The organism is Arthrobacter sp. MYb227 (genome assembly GCF_002975435.1).
Lineage (GTDB): Bacteria > Actinomycetota > Actinomycetes > Actinomycetales > Micrococcaceae > Paeniglutamicibacter.
Genome location: NZ_PCPT01000005.1, coordinates 136225 through 159574 on the forward strand (window position 1 = coordinate 136225; position 23350 = coordinate 159574).

Below are 23350 nucleotides of genomic sequence, written 5' to 3' on the forward strand. Positions count from 1 at the left end.
AAATAAAGGTAGTTTGATGAATGATCCCCTGATTAGTGTAATTCTTGCTGTATACGATGTTGAAGAGTACGTAGAAGCGACGTTGACTTCGTTGGACAGGCAGACATATGAATCGAAGAATCTTGAATTCATTATCGTGAATGATGGTTCAACGGATATGAGCCTGGAGAAAGTCACTCGTTGGGCGAAGGATAAGTCAAACGTCACAGTTATATCGCAAGAGAACCAAGGTGCAGGTGCGGCTCGTAAAGCCGCGCTAGAGCTGGTTACAGGCGATTGGGTCACGGTGGTAGACCCCGATGACATTCTCGACCGTGATTATTTTTCTGCAATAGCCCGTTTCATTAAACGGGACGAATCCAACGTTGCAGATATGTTGATTACGAGGATTCTTGTACTAAACGGTACAACGGGCCGCGTACAAGATACGCACCCACTGGCCTACCGTTTCAAGAACGGCAGCAGATTAGTCTCCCTAAAGGATGAACCTAGCTGCATTCAGCTCGGTGCGACAGCAGTATTAAGAGTTGCTCGATTGAGGGACTCCGGCCTCACATACGACCCAAGAATTGAGCCTACATTCGAAGACGCACATTTGCTAGGACGCTATCTGGCCACTACGGCAGAGCCAGTTGTTGGTGTTGTTGCCGATGCGAAATATTACTATCGGAAACGCTTCGACCAGTCCTCTCTCGTTCAGAGCAGCTGGAGTACTGAAGACCGCTACAGCACTGTATTAGAACTAGGTTACCTAGACATGCTGCGTCAAGTTACCAACAAGCTTGGTGAGACGCCGGTTTGGGCACAAACAATCGTTCTATATGACATTGCTTGGTATTTTAAGGAAGACACTCAACAGCATTCGAGAACTGCATGGATCTCGGGCGAGTTGCGAGATAATTTCATCAACAGCCTATACGAGATTTTTTCTTATATTGATAAAGAAACGATTGAAAATTTCTCCGTAAATCCGATCTGGTGGTCCCTTCGCCAGACGATACTGTCTTATTTCAAGGCCGACTATTTGAACAGTGCGCGAACTGTTCAATGGGGTAGCAATACCCAAACGGGATCAAACCAGTACTGCATTCTTTACAGCGGTATCGAACCCGAACTTCAGATCTTTGTCGATGGCCTTGAAATCCAACCAACCAAAGACGATTACACGACGCACTCCTATTTTGGTATTCCCATGATGGTCGAGCGAAATATCACTATTGGTCACCCCGGCAGCGTCAGAATCTTGATTGATGGGAATAAAGCTCAAATTGAAAGAGCAGGAACTTCCACGCCGGCGCCAAAACCGGCCAACGCACGGTACAGGCTCGCGCCAATTCATGCGCAAGGGCAGAAATCGGTGCTGGCGAAGATTTCTGGGCGGGTCATTGGTACTGGAAGAATTGAAAAATTTGAGGGCATCTCTAAAAAAGCATCCTCAAAGCTTAGATACGTGACTACACGTCTAGAAGTCGAAAGTCTAGCGCTTTCTCTGCCGGTTGCTAAAGTTCTTGGAAACGCTGGCGTGACTGTTGCTAACAAACGAGCAGCAAAAGTCCGAGAGCTGAAGGAACAAGAACACGCTACACAACTCAAGAAAATTGCTGCAAAGAGTGAGATCAGAGAACGCTATAGGGATGCCTGGGTTGTCATGGACCGTCCAATGCGTGCGGATGATAACGGTGAACATCTTTATCGTTATTTGCTGACCGAGCGGGAGGATGTAAATGCGTTTTTCTTGCTGAGTAAGAACTCATCCGATTGGTCGAGGCTTAAATCTGAGGGCTTCCGACTCGTCGATTATGCCTCAGACGAAGCGGTATCGCTACTGCTGAATGCAAAATTTAGAATGTCTTCCGACGCAGTTGCCGAGGTAATGTACCCGATTTCCCGCAGATACTATGATTTGTCGAAATCAAAGTTCATCTTCTTGCAGCATGGAGTGACTAAGGATGACTTGTCTCGTTGGCTAAATCCGAAGAAGCTCGATGGTGTTATCTGCGCAACCCAAGCTGAATATGATTCATTTGTAGGGATAAACTCTCCCTATACAATTCGGAAACATCAGGCACTACTTTCTGGGTTCCCACGCTTTGATGGACTCCACCGCGCGCAGCAGTCTCTGGAAAACGATCCGGATCTACTCCTCATTATGCCGACATGGCGGCAGTACCTTCGCGACGAAATTGCGAGCGCTTCGAATGAGGAGGAAGCCCGAGATATCTTTTCGAACTCTGAATTCGGTGAAAATTGGCTGCAGTTCCTGCGAGCTCCCGAGCTGAGCCAAATTGCTCAGCGCTCTGGACTCAAAATTGGTTTTATCGCTCATCCCGCTTTTGCTAGCATGATCGAGTACCTGGATGTTCCTTCGTATGTCGAAGTTCTCGAGCCTGAAGTCCACGGTTTTCAGAACCTATTAGCTCGCGCGGCAGTTTTTATAACCGACTATTCTTCGGTCGCGTTCGATACAGCAAACCTCGGTATTCCGGTTGTTTATTTCCAGTTTGATCCGGAACAGATGTTCGGTGGTGGCCATAACTTTAGGCGTGGATATTTCGACTATTCATCAGATGGTTTTGGCCCAGTGTGCGCAACAGCCGCAGATGCAATTGCTGCGCTGGAAGAGTCTTTAGATTCTAATAGTGCTGAATACCTAGAGGAATACCGTAGAAGGACGACCGCCGCATTTGCATTCCAAGATACCGAAAACTCAAAACGTGTTGCGGAAATGATCGAGCGACTCTAAATCTTGCGATGTAGTAATAGTCGTGGTTTGGATCGCTTTGCCGCATGATCTGTCTTGGTCTGGCCTTTGGAAGAGTCGCCAATTTCAGATCCCTACAGGGAAATTCTGAGGCGACTGGTTCTCCGATGTATCAGATAGGTTGCGTCTGGAATTTGGATCCCCACCTGCAATTCGTGGGGATGATGACTAACCAAAATGATATCTTTATACGGCATTCGCGTAGGCTTGGTAGGCATCCACGGCCTAAGAAGTCTTGGTCGCGGATGCGGCGCGCGGCGTGTGAACCATCGATTTCCTACATGGTCAATGTTAATTTAACGCGTTAGGCGGTCTTCGGTAAAGGGGCTCTTCGGCTTTGGGCGTGGTGACCGGATGTTCAGCACGGTCTGAGGTCGCGTGCCGAAAACAATAATATCCGTAGTCGGTAGTTCTCGTGGTTGATGTATCCGCGTCCCATCCGTTTGAAGTTCTTAGCCGTCAAGTTCGCCGCTTCACTTCGGGCATTGGCCAGCTAAGGTGAGGCAGTAGGTTTCGAGTTCTTTCTTCCATGCGGTGAAGGTGCGCAGCAACGACTTGGCCTCGTCCAGGCCGGAGGCTTTCACCGAGGCTGAGAGTTTTTCCCAGCCAGCGGCGAAGGCTTCGGGTGTATTGCTTTTCAGCAGGTCCCGCACGTGTTCCTTGATGGCATAGACCACCACGAGTTCGGTATCTGATTCAAGGATTTCCTTCAGGCGCCCGGTCTGCTTCACGAAAGAGGTTCTCCAGGTTATAGGTCAAGAGTTTGCGGTATTTGTAGGCCGGATCGATGTTCCTTCCACGACGTCCATGCAAGTCGTGGGCGCGGCGTTGCCGCACCGCGGTAAGCATCTGATGAGCACGTTGGACGATATGAAAACAATCCACCGAAATCTTCGCCTCCGGCAAAGACTCATGGATGGCCTTGCGGAACTCGGCGGACAAATGGAAACGAAACATGGCCAATGTTTCGCTTCCATACTTCGGGGCGTTGAGCCATCCAAGTAGTCACGGCTGCACCGTGGCGTCCGTCAATGACATCAAGGATCCTGCCGGTTTCCAGATCCGTAAAAACAATCGACCACGGCTCCAACCGGATAGCTTTTCCCGAAGCTCCCAGCACGTAGCGGATCCTCCTGAACCGGTGTTCATCGATCCCGAGCCGGCGCACCAGGCACTGATCAACATCCAACAAGATGTGTTCGGTGGCAAAAGCCTTGCGCAGCACGGTGGGCCAAGCGACCTGGTTGGCTTGGGCAATCCCGGTGATGGTGCGGATCTCGGTCACACAGTCCTCAACAATTTTGCCTACCAAACGGGTAGTCAGGCGTGAGCGTCAGGGGGATTTGCTCGGTGACTTGAACGAAGGTTTTCTTCGCGCACGTTTCTTCGAGGCACACCAGCCGACGTTTCTTCACCCATAGGACCAAGTCTTTGCCGCCGGTGTCGATGTCCTTGACTCGGTGCACCGGGCGAGCCTGGACCCGCCGTGAAAACACCCCACAGGTAGGGCAGGCAGCTTCGCGGTTGATTGGTTCCACCAGCACCGAACGCGAGGGCCCCACCCGCTCACTGCTGAGCACCGCATAGTCATCAAGATTCAACAGAATCGACGCAGCATCAACTGCGCCAGTATCCTTATACATGGCTCGTAGTCCTTGGAAATATGTTGTTTAGAGAACATCCATATTTCCGTAGAGCTGCGAGCCTTACTTATTTGATGACACCACGCCCAAAGTCCGAGAGCCGGTAAAAGCATTTGCAAGTCCTTGCACGGAGCTCCTTGACTACCATCTTAAACTTTTTTGGCATTTTCGGTGTATTTGGCAAGTTTTTGGCCTTGGCGGGCATTCATATTTCCCGTGTCTATGCGGAGAGAAGCTACCTCGCCTATCGAGAGTTTCCCGATGAGGCGAGGTAGCTGATCCGACAATCGGCTACGGAGAGTAGAACGTTGCTAGCTCCCGTTGCATCTCTGAGGACTCGACCGTCGAATGACGATATCATGCGGTCAAAAAGGTGCATCCATGGGTTCGTAAGAGGGGAGTGTCTTATGCCAAATAGCGTCTGGCGGTAGTGGTGTTCTTGCGACCCGGTAGTAAGTCATCCGTATAGGTGGTAATCGAATTCCGGGGAAGTGTTAGTGCATTGAACTCTGAATCCGCTCGGTCGTGACGCGAGAAATCGTATATGCATCATCTCCTCTGGAGCCTAGACCAAATGCGAGCTTTCACGGTCTCGGTATTAAGCCTGTCTGCCGGGCACAACCGCTCAAAAAACCTCAGTCGTCATCGAAACAAAGCAGTCGGCAGTGATGCTGACGGCGATGGACCGTGTTGCGGCCTTCGGCATCGCGAGGCGAGCTCCATGCGGACGTCGTGGCTTCCGTGTAGGTCCGCCTTGAACACGAACGGCAAGTTGGCTGGGAATTCACAAATGCGTTCCTTCTCTGGACTGATCGCCGGGCCAGCTTGTGTGGCGATCCGATCAGGGTGGTCAGGAAGAGCTCTGGAGATTACCACGTAGTCAGAACGACACTACCAGCAGGTCGGAACAGAACGACCTCCGGAGGCTATTTGGCCCTAATCGTGAAGCACAAAGAGAATGGCGGATACTAACTCAATACGTTACCTTTGGGATCGGCCATAAGGTTCAATTGGGTGCTGCAGTTCCCCAGGCAATCAAAATTACCTGTTCGAAAAGCTCTTTATTTGCCAATCTTCATTCCGTGAATAGATTTTCCCAAAGTGTATTCAATGCAGTGATCTGAAGTCAGAAGTATGCTTTTTGTGACGATTGAGTGCTGCTTGGGCTTTCAGTAAAGATACCATTTTACGAAGGCTTGTTCTGCGTCAATTTATTGTTATTGAATAATTGCAATATTTCAAAAAGCAAGTCTCAAATGATTAAAGTTCGGCTGACGATTTCCAGGGGAAGTACCTCTCCAAGAAATTCTTGATCATAAGTTCATCATCTGCGGCTGGCGATTTTTTTGATGCCACTTGGTTGAGGCAGAAGATTGTTGGCTGATCCCACAGTAGTAGCCTTGATAATTCAATCTCAGCTCTGGGTGAGCTGATGTCGATGTACCGATAATTGATTTGAGCCGACGTGGCCGTGCCTACTATTGCGCCGAAGTGGTGTGCAAGATTTGAGGGTAAAGCAACATCTGTCCGCTGCCTGAACTTTTGGCGACTTGTTTCGCTAAGGCTGGTGCGGAAATCTTTAGCCGCACGCTTGAGGGTGCTCAATCGCTGTGCGTGTGCCGTGTGTTTAAACTTATGGGTAACTTTATAATTAAACCGGTCCTGCAACATTCTTTTGATGTTGTAGGCGGCCCAATTGCTTGGCAGATCAGTAACCGAAGGATCGTCCGGGACTTTATTTTCGCTCTCGAAAAACTTGCTCAAGCCTTCATTGGTGAAAAAAGTCTTTGGGGTGCACCAATCTGCAAGAAATACATCGTCATTGAAGTAGAGGAAATGTTCTTTCAAGCCAGGGATCCGATGCAAGTTTGCTTCTATCGCATGGGAATTGAATGTTGGTAGATCTTCGGGATTCTCGAATATTTGCTTATGTGTGACTACGGTCACTCGAGTGTTGCTGGTGTCCAGCCATCCCGGAACTTGTCCGTTAGTGACTATGTAAATGTGATTTACCCAAGGGGCGAACATCTCTAAGGATCGTAGTGAATACTTGAGCTCTTCTCTGTCCTGAAAGCGGACAATGTCAGAAGCTGTTCGAGGGCTAGCTGAGCCGTATTGCTCGAGCGCGGCCGCGTATTCTCTTTTCCATTGAGGGTCTTCACTGTCTACCCAGGTGTACACGACGTCTATGGGCTCATTGAGCGCATAGTTCTGGGCCTCGGCAAGAGTGTTGGCGTGGTCCATGATTTGAGTGCAAATCGCGCGGGTAATATTTTTGCGAAGCGAATGCGCAAATGGAGATAGCCGAAGTCTGCCACTCGCTAACGGGTGTGTGTTGCTGAATAGTCCAGTAGATACAAATAGCGGTGCAACAGAAGGTAGCGTTGCGTCGGCCAGCTGAAGTTGAGTGCGGCCAAGGTGGGCTTCTCTTGTGTACTTGAAACCAGCGCTGTCCAGGATTGATTCAATATGGGCTAGGGTCTCTAGTCGAATACCTTCGATTGTGAGGGATTTGTCAAGTGGCGGTAGATTCTTTCTAGCCCCCTTGGTTCGTAGCTGGTCTACGACCGTGAAGGCTGAATGTGCGATTTTCCATACTGGAGAAGGTAGGTGTGACGCGACGCGCCCTCTCCAACCACTCACAGTTTTTCCGTCCGTCATACGAATTTATGCAGAATCATGAGATCAGCAAATTAAATATCTGGCTTAAGTACTGTGAGATACTACCATCGGTGGAGAAAACAGGGAAATAATTTTAGTCCATCGACCAAGGTCATTAGTGACCAATTTAAGGCGAGACAATTCCGGTTTCGTAGGCGATAACAACTGCCTGAACCCGATCCCTTGCGTTGAGCTTGGACAATATATGCCCAACGTGAGTCTTTACCGTAGCTTCCGAGAGGAAAAGCCCCGAAGCAATCTCCGGGTTCGACTGGCCATTAGCGATGAGCTCAAATACTTCTCGCTCACGTGGAGTCAAGGATGCCACAGCTTTGACGTGTTCGCTATCGGGCATACTTGAGCGTCGCAGTATTGGTGCCACGTGGTCCAGTAGGCGCCGGGTTGTTGAAGGAGCGATAACTGCGTCTCCTCGATGTACGGTGCGGATCGAGTCCAGAAGTTCCTCGGGAGGGGCATCCTTCAGGAGGAAGCCGCTAGCACCTGCCTGTATTGCGGAAAGCGCATACTCATCGAGATCGAAGGTTGTTAGAACGATGACTTTTGGTGCGGGTATTCCCTTTGGCCTGTTGCTAAGCAAGTGCTCGGTTGTTTGAATACCGTTCATTTCCGGCATGCGCACATCCATAAGGATCACATCTGCGGTGCTCAGTGTTGGAGAAGCAATAGCTTCCCTGCCATTGGAAGCCTCGGCAATTACCTCTAAATCCTTCTGTGAATTAATGAGCATTCTGAATCCGCTGCGCACCAATAGTTGGTCATCAACGAGTGCTACCCGGATGGGGTTGTCCTTAGGCAAGGTTTCTAGTCCTCTGTGTATGGAATGAATACGGCAACCCTAAAGCCACCGCTTTGCTGAGGTGTAGCTTCTACCTGGCCATCATAGAGAGAAACCCTTTCATGCATACCGCGCAGCCCTTGCCCGGAGTCAGCAGTGCCTAGTGCGCCAGCACCACGACCGTTGTCGGCAATAACAATCTTTAGGCCACGATTGTCCCAAGAGAGACTGACAACTGCTTTAGCGGACGGGCCAGCGTGTTTGACGACATTCGTTAGGGCTTCCTGAACTGAGCGATACGCGGTTAGTTCGGCACCCGCAGGGAGTTCGCGACGAGGTTGGCCACTTGCGTTGTACTCAATGTCCAGTCCTGTTTTACGCGTCGATTCTAGTAGGTCTTCTACATCAGTAAGTGTTGGCAGGGGGCGCGTGGAGGCTTCCTCATCATTGCGGAGCACTCCTAAGAGACGCCTCATCTCTCTTAGAGATCCACGGCCGGTATTTGAAATTGTTGCTAAAGTTTCTCTGGCTATTTCTGGATCGTGCTCACTTGCGTACCTTGCGCCGTCCGCTTGAGTGATGATTACCGACAGTGAATGCGCAACTATGTCATGCATTTCTCGGGCAATGTGGCTACGTTCATCCGCGGCGGCAAGATCTCGTTCTTGTTGGCGCTCAATTTCCAAGCGCCGTGCGCGATCTTCGAGTGTTTGTGTGGCAATTCGACGTGTACGCGCCAGATCGCCAAAAGTCCAAGACACCATGACAGTCAGGGCAAGTCCCATGAATGAAATGAGCCAGCCTTCGAGCGACCAGCTACCGCCTAGTAAGAGCAATTTACTGCTCATCAGGAATGCTCCCACAAAACCTGAAATCATCCCAGCAATCGACTGCCATCGTTTGGCATAGGCGGCCAATGTATAGACAACTATTGGCACAGAAATCTGCGATGGCAAAAAGTCTGTATACGTAACTAGCTGGATTAGGTGTGCTGCAACGATAATAGCTGCCGCGAGGCCTGGGTGTTTCCGGCGCCAGATGAGGGGGAGGGTTTGTGCCGAAGCGACCACCACAAGCGTGAAGCCATTGCCTCCATAACCCATCAGGAATGCGCTCCCGAGCCCGAAGAGCAACCACATACCAAGGCCGAGAATTAGATCTACTCTGTATGGATTCTCTCGAATCCAGCGATCAATGGTGCGGTGGGGCGTCATGAAGTCCTGCGTTATCTAAAAGGGGTTCTGAATCTTATGAATAACTCTATGTTCCTTTCATTGCATTTACCTCATGCCACGGGTGGAGTCCGGGATGAAACGTCTAGCTCACTATGTGAGACGGGTTGCTCACATAGTGATACAAATCGTTAGGATTATTCTTATGAGTGAATCCTTGAATATTGCCGTCATTCCGGGTGACGGTATTGGTCCAGAAGTAATCGCCGAAGCAGTGAAGGTCTTGAAAAAGGTCATCGGTCAGACCGACGTCACGTTGGATTTGACCGACTACAAGCTCGGCGCCGAGCATTGGTTGGAAACGGGGGAAACCCTTCCCGAGGAGACCTTGGACGCGCTGAAGCGCCATGATGCAATTCTTTTTGGTGCCGTCGGCGCAGCGCCGGGGGATACTCGGATCCCTTCTGGCCTTATTGAACGTGAACTTCTACTGAAGCTCCGTTTTTCCCTTGATCATTATGTAAACCTGCGCCCGGCAAAGCTTTACCCAGGTGTTCCAAGCCCATTGGCTGATCCAGGAGAAATTGATTTCATTGTGGTGCGTGAGGGAACGGAAGGTCCCTACGTTGGCAACGGTGGAGCTCTACGCGTTGGCACTCCACACGAAATCGCAACCGAAGTTTCGGTTAATACTGCGCATGGCGTTGAGCGTGTGGTCCGTGATGCCTTCCGCCGCGCTTCAGAACGCGAACGCAAACACGTAACCCTCGTCCACAAGCACAATGTGCTGGTCTACGCGGGTCACCTATGGCGCCGTACCGTTGAGGCTGTCGCTGCCGAATTCCCGAATGTCACCCACGATTACCTGCACATTGATGCAGCAACGATCTTCATGACTTCAAACCCGTCACGCTTTGACGTGATTGTCACTGACAATCTTTTTGGAGATATTCTCACCGATCAGGCGGGAGCCGTCACCGGCGGCATTGGTTTGGCGGCCAGCGGAAATATCAATATGGATCGTACAGCTCCTTCAATGTTTGAACCGGTTCATGGTTCTGCCCCAGATATTGCCGGCCAACAGAAAGCAGATCCAACAGCTGCGATCCTGTCCGTTGCGCTCCTTCTGGACCACCTGGGCCAGCCGGAAGCTGCTCGACGTGTCGAAGCTGCGGTGGAAAGCGACATTGAATCCCGAGACGAGATGACAGATCCACGCACAACAACCGAAATCGGCGATGCAATCGTAGCGGCTCTGGCATAGTCTTGATTCTAGGTTCCTTGGGAACCAAATCTTAGGGTGGCAAGCTGTAACATGCTTGCCACCGCAACACCCTTTCGAAGAGGAAGCCTGACGGCATCATGGAATTCATTGAAGAACTCTCACAGCAACGTAAAAGTGACAAGGAACGCGCCGAAGTCTTAGCGAATCCCGGGTTTGGCGACTTCTTCACTGATCACACGGCGGTCATTGACTGGAGCGCGGATGCTGAGGGTGGTTCCGGAATCTGGAAGAACGCCCGCATTGAACCTTACGGTCCGATTGCAATGGATCCTGCAGCTTCGGTCCTGCACTATGGGCAAGAAATCTTTGAAGGTCTCAAGGCGTACCGTCATGCAGACGGTACCGTGTGGACATTCCGCCCTCACGCCAATGCGGCACGGCTGAATCGCTCTGCCGAACGTTTGGCTCTACCTCAGCTCGACGAAGAAGCCTTTGTTGAATCGTTGCGTCGTTTGGTCAAGGCTGATGTTGAGTGGGTACCTAGCGGAGATGGGGAAGCCCTTTACCTGCGTCCGTTCATGATTGCTACCGAGGCTTTCTTGGGAGTTCGAGCTGCACGCGAGGTTTCCTACCGTGTCATTGCTTCTCCTGCCGGTAACTACTTTGGTGGGGAGCTCAAGCCCGTTGGAATTTGGGTGTCCCATAACTATGCACGTGCAGGCCGTGGTGGAACCGGTGCAGCAAAGTGCGGAGGTAACTATGCCGCGTCCCTCATTGCACAACTTGAAGCCGAACAGAACGGTTGCAAGCAGGTTCTATTCCTAGACCCGTTCAATGATGAGGCCGTAGAAGAACTTGGCGGCATGAACGTCTTCTTCGTGATGAAGAATGGCAAGCTGGTGACTCCGCGTCTGACCGGAACCATTCTTGAAGGAATCACACGTTCCTCGATCATTCAGCTTGCACGAGATCGTGGCATAGAAGTTGAAGAACGCACTATCACTCTGGGTGAATGGCGCGAAGGAATCGCTAACGGTGACATCCAGGAAGTCTTTGCTTGCGGTACCGCAGCAGTCGTCACCCCAATTGGCGTTCTCAAGAACGGTGAAGAGCTGATCGGTGATCCGGACGCTCCAGCCGGAGAAATTACTATGTCATTGCGTACCGAACTGCTTGGAATTCAAACCGGTGCCGTGGCTGACCGCCACGGTTGGTTGGAGCAGCTGGCTTAGGCTTAGGTAACTTGTGTGGGGAATAACCTGAATGGTTATTCCCCACACTGCGTTAAAAGCCAGTTTCTGCATGAATTATCCATAGAATGGATTCCATGCGCATATTGGTTACCGGGGGAGCCGGGTACATCGGCTCACATACTGTCCTCCTTCTTCTTGAAGAAGGACATGAAGTCCACGTCTTTGACAATCTCAGCAACTCATCGCCGGAGTCTCTCCGGCGCGTTGCAGAACTAACCGGCAAGAATGCCGAACTGCATATTGGTGACCTTCTTGATCAGGTGCGCCTTGAAGAAGTGTTTGCTTCTACCAAGCCAGAAGCCGTCATTCACTTTGCTGGTCTCAAAGCCGTGGGGGAATCAGTAGCTAAACCACTTACTTATTACCGCAACAACGTAACTGGCACCCTGAACCTGCTGGAAACAATGCAATCACACGGTGTCTTCACGTTTGTCTTCAGCTCTTCGGCAACCGTTTATGGTGAGACACTGGAACTGCCGATCACCGAAGCAACAATGCTTTCGGCAACCAATCCCTACGGCCGAACCAAGCTGCATATTGAGTACATGCTTGATGATTTAGCTCGTTCGGATCCGCGTTGGTCTATCGCCAAACTACGCTATTTCAACCCGGTCGGGTCCCACGAATCGGGACGCATTGGTGAAGACCCACAGGGAATTCCAAATAATCTGATGCCATTCGTTGCCCAAGTTGCCGTAGGTATCCGGGAAAAAGTGAATGTCTTCGGTGGTGACTACCCGACTCCGGATGGTACCGGGGTGCGCGACTACATCCACGTGCTGGACCTAGGCGCTGGTCACTTGGCTGCACTCGAGTACTTGGAAGAACACGGCGGTCTCCACGCATGGAATCTTGGGACAGGACATGGATCGTCCGTACTCGAGGTAATCCAGGCGTTCTCTCGTACCTCTGAGCGAGAGATTCCCTATGACATCGTGGACCGTCGTCCAGGCGATGTAGCCGCCAGCTATGCAGATCCTGCACTAGCCCGTGAAGAAATTGGCTGGAAAGCAGAACGCGGTCTCGAACAAATGGTTGAAGACATGTGGCGCTGGCAATCGACCAACCCGACCGGCTACCCGGATGAAGACCCACTGGTGCCTGTCGACCTTCCACTCGTTGAAGATCTCGAGACACCACCGGCAAACGAGAACGAGGAACCCGAGTCCGACGAAACCACTAAGGTATAACTCATGCGTATTGCTCGTTTCGTAGTAGACAATGACCCAATGTACGGTGTGGTTGACGGGGAAGACGTCCTTGTCATTGCCGGTGACCCCTTCTTCCAAGGCATCAAACCCACCGGAGTTAAGCACAAGCTCGAGGACGTCCGCTTACTGGCTCCCATCATTCCGCGATCCAAGGTCGTCTGTTTCGGGCGAACTTATGCCGAGCACGCGGCTGAGTTGGGTAATGAGGTTCCTGCAGAACCCCTGATGTTCTTGAAACCAAATACTGCGGTTGTTGGTTCCGGAGATCCTATTACCCTGCCTAGTTTCTCGGATGAGATTTCCTATGAAGGTGAACTCGCCGTGGTCATCGGACGTATTTGCAAAGATGTCCCCGCAGAAAAGGCTCAGGACGTCATCTTCGGGTACACCATTGCCAATGACCTCACTGCTCGCGATGCTCAGCGCACCGACGGGCAATGGGCGCGGGCTAAGGGCTGGGACGGTTCCTGCCCCCTAGGGCCATGGATCCAAACAGAACTGGATCATGAAGATACACAGCTGACCACACGTCTAGATGACAAGGTCGTACAAGACGGAAACACCTCGCAAATGGTGTGGGGTGTCAACGACCTCGTAGCCTACGCGTCACAGGCTTTCACCCTCCTGCCCGGAGACGTGATTCTCACCGGTACACCAGCGGGAGTGGGTCTCGTCCGTGAGGGGCAGCGCGTTGAAATTGAAATTGAAGGAATTGGTACGCTAAGCAATCCGTTTCGACGCTAGATAAGCTTTCTTTAGGAAGCCCGGCTGCAAACAATTTGGTTCCGAGCTAAATGAACTATTAAGCTATCTAGGTTGGTTTCTTTCTTGCCATCGAAACCGACACCATACAGAGTTGGGCCCGGATTTTCCGGGTCCAACTCGTCTTAATGACTGCACGGAACGGCCGATGCGTTGGGGCTCCGCCAAGCAATCAACATTCCCGGCATAGAATGAATACATCATGACTGATGTAGCCCTCATTCCCACTGTGACCGATGAAACTCCCGTCCGCGTACGCTTCTGCCCGTCTCCGACCGGCACCCCGCACGTTGGCCTGATCCGCACCGCCCTGTTTAACTGGGCCTACGCGCGCCACACCGGTGGCAAGATGATCTTCCGCATTGAAGACACCGATGCCAAGCGCGACTCCGAAGAAAGCTACAACCAGTTGCTTGACGCACTGGATTGGCTCGGCATCACCTGGGATGAAGGAGTCAACGTTGGTGGACCACACGAGCCATACCGCCAGTCTCAGCGTGGCGATATCTACCAGGACGTGATTGCCAAGCTACGCGAAGCGGGCCACCTCTACGAGTCGTTCTCAACTCCGGAAGAAGTTGAAGAGCGTCACAAGGCTGCAGGACGCGACCCCAAGTTGGGTTATGACGGATTTGACCGTGACCTGTCAGCAGAACAAATTGCTGTATTCCGCGCAGAAGGTCGCGAACCCGTGCTGCGTGTCCGCATGCCCGATGAAGACATTAGCTTCAACGACCTAGTGCGTGGAGAAGTAACATTCAAGGCTGGAAGCGTTCCGGACTTTGTGGTTGTGCGTGCAAACGGTCAGCCGCTTTACACTCTGGTCAACCCGGTTGATGATGCACTCATGGGTATCACTCACGTATTGCGCGGTGAAGACCTCCTCTCCTCAACCCCTCGCCAAATTGCTTTATACCATGCACTGATTGACGTAAACGTTGCGCAGTACATGCCGCTCTTCGGGCATCTACCGTATGTGATGGGCCAGGGTAATAAGAAGCTTTCCAAGCGTGATCCGGAATCCAGCCTCTTCCTGCACCGCGATCGTGGTTTCATCCCCGAAGGACTGTTGAACTATCTGTCCTTGCTGGGTTGGTCGCTCAGCGGAGACGAAGATATTTTCACGCGCGAGCAGCTCATCGAAGCCTTTGACGTCCATGATGTGCTCTCAAATCCCGCACGCTTTGACTTGAAAAAGGCAGAGGCCATCAACGGCACTCACGTACGTCTGCTTGAAGCCGAGGATTTCCGTAACCGGTTGATTCCGTACCTTCAGGCAGCAGGTCTAGTAGGGGAGCAGCTAACCGAACGCCAGAACGAAATCCTTGCCGAAGCCGCACCACTGGTTCAGGAGCGCATTACGCTGCTGGGCGAAGCTCCGGAAATGCTTGAGTTCCTCTTCCGCGAAGATTCTGAGATCGACCCTGCAGCCGATGCCCTCAAGGGAATGCCGGAAAACACCGCAGAAATCTTGGATGCAGGCATTCTCGCGTTAGAGAATGCGCCGGAGTGGAATGCCGAGGCAATCCAGGAAGGATTGAAATCGGCGCTGGTTGAAGACATGGGTATTAAGCCGCGTCATGCCTTCGGTCCAATCCGCACGGCCGTTTCTGGCAAGCGTATTTCCCCGCCACTTTTTGAATCTATGGTCATTCTGGGCAAGGATTCCTCCTTGGCTCGAATTCGAGCATTCCGGGCAACACAGTAGAAAAGAAAAGTTTGCCCTTGAATAACGTCACAAGCGTCCCTAATCCGGGCAGCAGAAGTAATGCTGTTGCCCGGATTAGGGGCGTTCTTTTCGATATTGATGACACCCTCGTGGACCTTAACTCTGCTTCCATCCGCGGCTTTCATCGGATGACGGAGCAAGATTTCGGTGATTTAGCGCCCGAGGATCGCGAACATATTGCCAAAGACTATGCGGATGATGGTGCCGGCGCGTATGAAAGATACATGTCGGGTGAGCTGACATTTTTGGGCCAACGCGCCGAACGAATTAGGCGGGCCTACGGACTTGCAAAATTGCAAGCACCCGAGGCCGAAGCGCTGGGCATTTGGAGTGCTGAATACGAGCGAACCGTCAGAAGCATGTGGGAGCCGTACCCCGATGTTCACGCATGCCTTGATTCATTGGACGTCATGGGTATTCCCTATGGCGCCGTCAGTAATAACATCGAAAGCTACCAGCGTGACAAGCTAGTACTTTCGGGACTTGAGCGCATAGCAATAGTGGTTGGGTCTGACACCGCAGGTGCGCCCAAGCCGGATCCACGCCCATTCCATGAAGGTTGCAGATTACTTGGAACCAAAATAAGGGAAACGCTATACGTGGGGGATAACCCCATCAATGACGTGCAAGGTGCGAAGAGCGCTGGACTGCAAGCAGTCCTAATTAACCGTGCCCCGAATCACATGCCAAGTTCTTCGGAATTACTTGGAAGTCATACTTCTCTGAACTCGATAATTAGTGAAAACTTAGGGTTTTTCGGTTAGTGGGAGCCATCTGTTTCTCGATTTGTGCAAGCATCAAATCCTATGTATAGTTATTTCTCGTGCTGAAGCGCAGAAAAGCTTTCCAAGAGAAAGTTTGAAAGCGACTCAATGCAGTGGGGTATGGTGTAATTGGCAACACACTGGTTTCTGGTACCAACATTCTAGGTTCGAGTCCTGGTACCCCAGCGCTTCGGTCTTCGCATTTGCGAGGACCGGTTTGCGTGAAAGATGAAAATCTTTCACGCAACACTACGGCCCCATCGTATAGCGGCCTAGTACGCTGCCCTCTCACGGCGGTAACGCGGGTTCGAATCCCGCTGGGGTCACGATTCAGTAGAATCGGACGGTAACAGTCCATAAACGTTACAGCTATGCGGCCCCATCGTATAGCGGCCTAGTACGCTGCCCTCTCACGGCGGTAACGCGGGTTCGAATCCCGCTGGGGTCACCAGCTCAATTGGTTCCAAACACTTGTTTGGAACCAATTGTTTTTAAGCTAAATATGGGCATCTAATTAGCAAGTATTTGGGCTGGCTTGCCGAAAATTCGCCAACACTTTGGCATGATGTAGTTGTGACCACCAATAATGCCTCCGAACCGGCCAGCGAATCTGCCTCTTTAGCAGTGCCCGCCGATGCCGAGGCCATCGATTTACTCACGGCGCTCAGAGGCCAACTTGGCCAAGACCTATTTCCCTTGGAGCTTTCTGGCGCTGCCGACTCTAGAACAGCTGCTAGGGAAACTGTCGCGCAACTCGAAGACTATATTCTTCCTAGATACCGTAGTTTAGATGCGCCGCTCCTAGCGGTAGTAGGTGGTTCCACAGGAGCCGGGAAATCCACTCTTGTTAATGCGTTGGTAGGTCATCCGGTAACAAGAGCCGGAGCAATCCGCCCCACGACCCGGCAACCAATTCTCTTACACCATAAAGAGGACAAGAAATGGTTGGATAGCGATCGAATTCTTCCGGGCCTTAAACGCATTACTGGTACTCCGGTGGCAGGCACATCCGTGCTGTCCGCAGATAAAGTTGGTATGGATCCAGACCCGGCACTGATTGATTCGATTGTCCTTTTGGAGGACCGAGCAGTTCCCCGCGGTCTAGCATTGCTTGATGCACCAGATATTGATTCTGTTTCCGATGAAAATAGGCGCCTAGCAAGCCAGCTTTTGGCGGCTGCCGATCTTTGGATATTTGTTACTACAGCAAATAGGTACGCAGATGCTGTGCCGTGGAAACTTCTCTCCGAAGCTGCAACCCGAAACATTACCGTTTCAATTGTTCTTGACCGTGTGCCCGCAGGTGTTACTGAAGAGATCAGTGCCGATCTACACAGGATGCTTGAACGGGAGGGATTAAGTTCCGCCAGGGTATTTGTCATTGAAGAGCAGGAACTTAACGCACTGGATATGCTGCCGGCGGCCGCCGTAACCGAGCTGAAAAGCTGGTTAGAACAGATAGCCGTGAATAGTGAATCTCGGGCGGCAATTGCTCGGCAGACTCTTGCCGGTGTCCTCAAGCAATTGGGAGATCGCACCGAAACAATGGCAGCGGCAGTCAAGACCCAAGATGAAAGCGCTCGGCGGTTGACTTCTTATGTTGATGAGGCTTTTGAAGAAGCAAAAACAGGAATTCTTCAGGCGACCAAGGATGGAACACTGCTACGGGGTGAAGTACTGGCACGCTGGCAGGACTTTGTCGGAACTGGCGAATTTTTCAGATCCCTAGAATCTGGCATCGGTCGACTTCGTGACAGGATCGGGGCTTTCTTTACTGGCAAGCCACAACCTGTCGATCATGTAGAGAAAGCCATTGAGAGTGGACTTCATGCAGTGGTCGTTGACCAAGGTGCAACTGCATGTGAAACAGCAGAAAGTCGTTGGCGGGCGGATCCTGCCGGAATAGCGTTGCTCGGGGGAAAAAACCTAGGTGAGGTGAGCCCAGGTTTTTCAGCTGAAGTGGCCAAGCAGATCAGGGCCTGGCAGTTGGACCTTATGGATATTATCCGTAGCGAGGGCGCAAGTAAGCGCATGACTGCCCGGATGGTCTCATTTGGGATCAATGGTGTTGCGGTTGCCTTGATGGTTGTGGTTTTTGCATCAACGGCGGGATTAACCGGTCTTGAAGTTGGTATTGCGGGTGGTTCTGCAGTTGTGGGGCAAAAGCTACTCGAAGCAATCTTTGGAGAGGACGCAGTGAGACGCTTAGCAAAGAAAGCAATGCAAGGACTTGAAATTCGCTGTAACGAGTTGCTGGACGGTGAAAAGAAGCGTTTTGAGCTCATCCTTTCCGAAGTGCCGACCGAAGCGCAAAGTACAAAGCTTGAGGAGTATGCGGCGGCAGTTCGTCGTCTGGCCCGAGAGCAGGACGCATGAGTCGACGGCGCTCAGAGGCAACGATAAGCCCGCTCGAAAAACGACTGGAAGCGCTTAAGGAGGCTACCGAGTTAGGCGATGGAAGACTCAGTTCACAGGCCAGTGAGGAAGCCTGGGCACTTCTGGAACGAGCATCAACCAGACGCACGCTCTCATCCGAGCACACTGTAGTCGGATTTTTTGGTGCCACGGGTAGCGGAAAATCATCTCTGTTCAATGCAGTTGTCGGCGAAAATCTCGCGCGTACCGCTGCAACAAGACCTACAACTAGTAAGCCGCTTGCCGCAATCTGGAATACCCAAGGAGCAACGTCGCTTTTAGATTGGCTCGAAGTGCATGATCGCCATGTGTTGACGACTCCTCTGCGACTAGCAAAGAAAGGGATCTTTGGTTCGGAAAAGGAAGCTAATGGGCTGATCCTCTTAGACCTACCCGACTTTGACTCAACAACTCTTGAAAATAGGGAGGTTGCTGTACGTCTTTCCGGGCAGGTGGATGTCTTGATTTGGGTAATGGATCCGCAAAAATATGCCGATGCAGCGGTCCACCACGATTTCATTACTCCGCTATCCGCTCATGGCGCCGTGACCTTGGTGGTTCTGAACCAAATAGACACATTGCGTGAAGCGCAGCGAGAGCCGGTACTAACGTCTTTGCGTTCCATTCTTGAACGTGATGGGCTCACAGACCCTCAACTCGTGGGCGTTTCGGCGACTACCGGTGAAGGCATAGATGATCTACGGGGCCGAATCGCAAAAATTGTCACCGAACGCGGGGCAACTACACGCCGACTGGCCGCCGATGTCGTGACCGTGGCAGAAAACCTAGGCCAGGGCCAAACAAATACTGCCTTGAACATGCCAACCCAGGGCGCAACTAACCAAGTCACCCGGAAGCTAGCGCAGGCCGCCGGAATCGAAACAGTTGTTGACGCAGTGCGAAAGACCTACATGTTGGATGCCACCAAGAAAGCAGGCTGGCCACTGACTCGATGGCTCTCAAAAATCAGGCCCGATCCATTACGCAGGCTTAATCTGAAAAGCACAGATATCAATCCGCAGATGAACCGAACGTCGCTACCAGTCGCTGGGGCAGCGGAAAAGGCACAAGCCGATTCTGCTGTTCGAGAGTTTGCCGACCAATCAAGCACCGGAGCAACTGATGCTTGGAAGGCTGCAATTCGCCGATCCGCGCGCCAAGACGCGGCAGCTTTGCCTGACAAATTAGATCAGGCAATCGCGAATGCTGACGTAGGTGCGACCAAAGGATCGTGGTGGTGGCCAATAATTTCGGTGATCCAATGGGTTTCACTGGTTACTGCGCTTACCGGTGCCCTGTGGCTAGGAGCTTTGGCAGTTGTCCAGTACCTTCAGTTTTCTCTTCCTCCAGCACCTCAAGTTGAAGGAATTCCCGTTCCAACGCTGATGCTTGTCATAGGTATATTGCTAGGAATTATCTTGGGTATCCTCACCAGTTTTGCAGCCCGGGCAGGCGGCGCTGGCCGAGCACGGAAGGCAAGGAAGGTATTATTGGGTGCCGTACACGATGTGGTCGACGCCTCTGTGATTCAACCCGTGAGTGAAGAAGTCAACCGACACAATCAATTCATTGGAGCCCTAGCACGTGCCAGAAACTAGAAGCCTGACCGTAGGCAACCTTGGGGAAAGCGGGCTGCTAGCGCGGATTCTTCCTAGGCTGCAAGGAGCCGCTGCACTGGTGGGGCCCGGTGACGACGCGGCCCTGATTGCGGCTCCGGGCGGAGCGTTTGTTTTTACTGTTGATACGTTGGTTGAAAACCAAGATTTTCGACTCCGCTGGCCCAGTGGTTTTGAGAGCAGCGGATTTGATGTCGGCTGGAAGTCGGCGGCTCAAAACCTTTCTGACGTTAACGCCATGGGCGCATGCGCAACAGCCGCTGTAATCTCGCTGACGCTGCCACCTGAAACTCCGGTGCATTGGGTTGAAGACCTTGCCGAAGGTTTTAGCGCAGCCATGCGTGAACTAGGCGCTTCCCATTGCGCAATTGCCGGAGGGGATCTGGGTCGGGGGAGCGAACTGTCAATTACCGCTGCCTTGACCGGAGCATTGGTGACCGAATCACCAGTGCTACGCTCCGGAGCTCAACCCGGCGACATTCTCGCTGTTCATGGAGTACTTGGCGTTGCTGCGGCGGGATTAGCGTTGTTGGATTCAAGCATCCAAACCGAAAATTGGACGGTGGAGCAGCAAGAAATAGTCTTGGGGCAGCGTCGTCCGAAGCCACCATTGGATGCTGGCCCTCTTGCCGCAAAATCCGGTGCGAGCGCCATGATGGATATTTCAGATGGGTTGTTCAAAGACGCCCACCGGCTAGCTCTTGCAAGCGATGTTGAAATAGACATAAACCAAGAATCTTTGATCAAAGATCTTGAACGTCTGCTTCCTATTGCCCAGACGCTTGAGACTGAGCCGTTGGCTTGGGTGATTAGCGGGGGAGAAGACCACGGTCTTCTTGCCACTTTCCCGCCTCGCACCGAATTACCGGAGGGATTTAGAAAAGTTGGTACCGTGCATGCCGCGGCAACAAGCGAAACGAAGAATCGGGTTAGCCTCGACGGCGATAGCTTGAACGTTTCGGCCGGGTTTGATCATTTCGAAGTGTAGTTTACGCTCCGTAGTTTCGAGGGTTGGCTGCGGAATATCTCCAGTCAGCAGCCAACCCGCTGGTTTTAGTCCCCGGTCTTGCGCAGTGCCTCACTGAGTGCGTTTGCTGTCTGAACTACGACTTCCTGATGTGCTCGACCGGGCTGGCGTGAAAGCCGTTCAATTGGGCCAGACATGGAAACGGCAGCAATGACGCGACCGGAGGGGCCACGTACGGGCGCCGACACAGAAGCAACACCTGGTTCACGTTCGCCCAGGCTCTGAGCCCACCCGCGACGGCGCACTCCCGCCAAGATAGTTGGAGTGAACCGGGCTCCTTGCAGCCCATCGAGGAGTCGTTCGTGATCTTCCCAAGCGAGCAAAACTTGAGCAGCGGATCCTGCCTTCATGGAAAGCTGGGTGCCAACCGGAATTGTATCGCGCAGACCTACGGGACGTTCGGCAGAAGCAACGCACACACGGTAGTCGCCCTGGCGGCGGAAGACCTGAGTGCTTTCACCGGTGCTGTCGCGTAATTGCAGTAGTAGAGGGCCTGCCGCAGCAATGAGCCTGTCCTCGCCGGCGGCTGAAGCCAGTTCGACAAGCCGACCGCCAAGTACAAATCGGCCGTGGATATCTTTGCCCACTAAACGGTGATGAACCAAGGCTTGGGCCAGTCGGTGCACCGTGGGACGGGAAATTTTGGTGACAGTTACTAACTGTGCCAAGGATGTAGGTCCCGCCTCAAGGGCATTGAGAATGAGTGCTGCCTTATCGATGACGCCAACGCCACTTGAAGTGTCCATACTATGATATTGACGTCTCACTATTTGAGATGCAAGTCCGAGTAGTGGATATTACATGGTGTCCGGTGAAAGAGTTGTCTCATAAGATTTTGATCAAGTGAGGGAGTCGGTTATGGCCGCACACCAGGCAGCACAGACGCTGGCAGAAAAAGTATGGAACGCACACGTTGTGCGTAAGGGTGAAGGAACTGGTGCTGCGCGCCAGCCCGACCTGATCTTTATCGACCTGCACCTAGTGCATGAGGTGACCTCACCGCAGGCTTTTGAAGGTCTGCGCCTTGCTGGACGAAAGCTACGCCGGCCAGATTTGACGATCGCCACCGAAGACCACAACACCCCAACCATAGATATTGATAAGCCTATTGCGGATTTAACTAGCCGCACGCAGATCGAGACTCTGCGCAAGAACTGTGCCGAGTTCGGCGTGCGACTGCATTCGCTGGGCGATAAGGAACAGGGAATTGTTCACGTAGTGGGTCCGCAGCTGGGTCTGACTCAACCCGGCATGACGGTGGTTTGTGGCGATTCACACACTTCCACTCACGGTGCCTTTGGGGCACTGGCCTTCGGTATTGGTACCTCCGAGGTTGAACACGTGATGGCAACCCAGGCCCTGTCCTTGAAGCCATTTAAGACCATGGCTATCAATGTTGAGGGAACCTTGAAGCCTGGTGTTACCGCCAAAGATATTATCTTGGCAGTTATTGCCAAGATTGGTACCGGCGGCGGGCAAGGCTACGTTCTTGAATACCGTGGTTCGGCTATTCGTTCGCTTTCGATGGACGCTCGTATGACCATCTGTAATATGTCCATCGAAGCCGGCGCTCGCGCTGGAATGGTGGCGCCGGATGCAATTACCTACGAATACATCAAGGGACGTCCACACGCACCACAGGGCGATGACTGGGGTGCCGCGGTAGCCGAGTGGGAAACTCTCGCAACCGATGAGGGCGCGAGCTTTGACGCGGAAGTTTTCCTTGACGCAAATGAGCTTGAGCCATTTGTCACTTGGGGAACCAACCCAGGCCAGGGTGTTTCGCTTTCGGCGCGGGTTCCGGCACCCGAAGACTTTGAAGACGAGAACGCTCGCGCAGCATGTGAACGTGCACTTGAATACATGGACCTAACAGCCGGTACTCCCATGAAGGAAATTCGTGTTGACACGGTATTCCTCGGTTCCTGCACCAATAGCCGTATGGAAGATCTGCGTGCAGCTGCAGAAATTATTCAGGGCCGTGAAAAAGATCCAGATATCCGCATGATTGTGGTTCCAGGCTCTGCGCGCGTACGTCTTGAAGCTGAAGCAGCAGGATTGGACAAGATCTTCAAGGAGTTCGGTGCCGAATGGCGTTTTGCTGGTTGCTCCATGTGCTTGGGCATGAACCCGGACCAGCTTGCCGAGGGTGAGCGTTGCGCCTCAACCTCAAACCGCAACTTTGAGGGTCGTCAGGGTAAGGGCGGACGCACCCACCTTGTTTCGCCAGTAGTTGCCGCTGCAACAGCAATCCGTGGCACGCTCTCGTCCCCTTCGGATCTCGTATCCGTAGTATCAGACGCCGTCTAAGGAAT

General features: G+C 52.3%; 15 protein-coding genes, 3 tRNA genes and 1 pseudogene. 14 read left to right on the forward strand and 5 right to left on the reverse strand.

Translation table 11 applies throughout. The annotated features are described in order from the left end of the window. Positions 1–16: 16 nt before the first annotated feature. Positions 17–2743: a CDP-glycerol glycerophosphotransferase family protein gene (locus CQ018_RS12020; RefSeq protein ID WP_105550247.1), complete on the forward strand. Its 2727-nt coding sequence runs from the start codon at positions 17–19 to the stop codon at positions 2741–2743. Positions 2744–3119: 376 nt separating this feature from the next. On the opposite strand, the pseudogene CQ018_RS12025 reads toward CQ018_RS12020, so the two are convergent. The 4 genes and pseudogenes from CQ018_RS12025 to CQ018_RS12040 all read right to left on the reverse strand — a co-directional run bounded on the left by CQ018_RS12025 (position 3120) and on the right by CQ018_RS12040 (position 9075). After that, positions 3120–4404: pseudogene (locus tag CQ018_RS12025) on the reverse strand (ISL3 family transposase). Positions 4405–5664: 1260 nt separating this feature from the next. Continuing rightward, positions 5665–6648 (reverse strand): stealth conserved region 3 domain-containing protein, encoded by a 984-nt coding sequence (locus tag CQ018_RS12030; RefSeq protein ID WP_181149864.1) that lies wholly within the window; start codon positions 6646–6648, stop codon positions 5665–5667. A 544-nt stretch (positions 6649–7192) separates the two neighbouring features. Then, positions 7193–7882: a response regulator transcription factor gene (locus tag CQ018_RS12035; RefSeq protein WP_105550249.1), complete on the reverse strand. Its 690-nt coding sequence runs from the start codon at positions 7880–7882 to the stop codon at positions 7193–7195. A gap of 5 nt (positions 7883–7887) precedes the next feature. Then, positions 7888–9075: a sensor histidine kinase gene (locus CQ018_RS12040; RefSeq protein WP_105550250.1), complete on the reverse strand. Its 1188-nt coding sequence runs from the start codon at positions 9073–9075 to the stop codon at positions 7888–7890. Between the two features lie 163 nt (positions 9076–9238). Here CQ018_RS12040 and CQ018_RS12045 point away from each other — a divergent pair, with 163 nt between their 5' ends. The 12 genes from CQ018_RS12045 to thiL all read left to right on the forward strand — a co-directional run bounded on the left by CQ018_RS12045 (position 9239) and on the right by thiL (position 20996). Next, on the forward strand, positions 9239–10297 hold the full coding sequence (locus tag CQ018_RS12045; RefSeq protein ID WP_105550251.1) for a 3-isopropylmalate dehydrogenase: 1059 nt from the start codon (positions 9239–9241) through the stop codon (positions 10295–10297). 98 nt (positions 10298–10395) lie between these two features. Then, entirely contained in the window at positions 10396–11490 is a 1095-nt protein-coding gene (locus tag CQ018_RS12050) for a branched-chain amino acid aminotransferase (RefSeq protein ID WP_105550252.1), read from the forward strand. 95 nt (positions 11491–11585) lie between these two features. Then, complete coding sequence (gene galE / locus CQ018_RS12055) at positions 11586–12701, forward strand: UDP-glucose 4-epimerase GalE (RefSeq protein ID WP_105550403.1); 1116 nt, start codon at positions 11586–11588, stop codon at positions 12699–12701. A 3-nt stretch (positions 12702–12704) separates the two neighbouring features. Beyond that, positions 12705–13466, forward strand: coding sequence for a fumarylacetoacetate hydrolase family protein (locus tag CQ018_RS12060; RefSeq protein ID WP_105550253.1), 762 nt, complete (start codon positions 12705–12707; stop codon positions 13464–13466). Positions 13467–13686: 220 nt separating this feature from the next. Then, positions 13687–15192: a glutamate--tRNA ligase gene (gltX, locus tag CQ018_RS12065; RefSeq protein WP_105550254.1), complete on the forward strand. Its 1506-nt coding sequence runs from the start codon at positions 13687–13689 to the stop codon at positions 15190–15192. A 17-nt stretch (positions 15193–15209) separates the two neighbouring features. Further along, positions 15210–15977, forward strand: a complete 768-nt coding sequence (locus CQ018_RS12070; RefSeq protein ID WP_181149865.1) for an HAD family hydrolase — start codon at positions 15210–15212, stop codon at positions 15975–15977. Between the two features lie 114 nt (positions 15978–16091). Beyond that, positions 16092–16163, forward strand: a tRNA-Gln gene (locus tag CQ018_RS12075). A 67-nt stretch (positions 16164–16230) separates the two neighbouring features. After that, a tRNA-Glu gene (locus tag CQ018_RS12080) sits at positions 16231–16303 on the forward strand. A 49-nt stretch (positions 16304–16352) separates the two neighbouring features. Then, positions 16353–16428 (forward strand) — tRNA-Glu (locus CQ018_RS12085). 122 nt (positions 16429–16550) lie between these two features. Beyond that, positions 16551–18353 carry a dynamin family protein gene (locus tag CQ018_RS12090; protein WP_258142584.1) on the forward strand — a complete coding sequence of 601 codons (1803 nt, stop codon included), beginning with the start codon at positions 16551–16553 and terminating at the stop codon, positions 18351–18353. Next, entirely contained in the window at positions 18350–19990 is a 1641-nt protein-coding gene (locus CQ018_RS12095) for a GTPase (protein ID WP_105550256.1), read from the forward strand. The genes CQ018_RS12090 and CQ018_RS12095 overlap by 4 nt, the downstream gene beginning before the upstream one ends. After that, positions 19977–20996: a thiamine-phosphate kinase gene (thiL, locus tag CQ018_RS12100; protein WP_105550257.1), complete on the forward strand. Its 1020-nt coding sequence runs from the start codon at positions 19977–19979 to the stop codon at positions 20994–20996. The genes CQ018_RS12095 and thiL overlap by 14 nt, the downstream gene beginning before the upstream one ends. A 65-nt stretch (positions 20997–21061) precedes the next feature. Here thiL and CQ018_RS12105 read toward each other — a convergent pair whose 3' ends face one another. Continuing rightward, entirely contained in the window at positions 21062–21781 is a 720-nt protein-coding gene (locus CQ018_RS12105) for an IclR family transcriptional regulator (protein WP_105550258.1), read from the reverse strand. A gap of 112 nt (positions 21782–21893) precedes the next feature. Here CQ018_RS12105 and leuC point away from each other — a divergent pair, with 112 nt between their 5' ends. Next, on the forward strand, positions 21894–23345 hold the full coding sequence (leuC, locus tag CQ018_RS12110) for a 3-isopropylmalate dehydratase large subunit (protein WP_105550259.1): 1452 nt from the start codon (positions 21894–21896) through the stop codon (positions 23343–23345). The last annotated feature ends 5 nt before the right edge of the window (positions 23346–23350 follow it).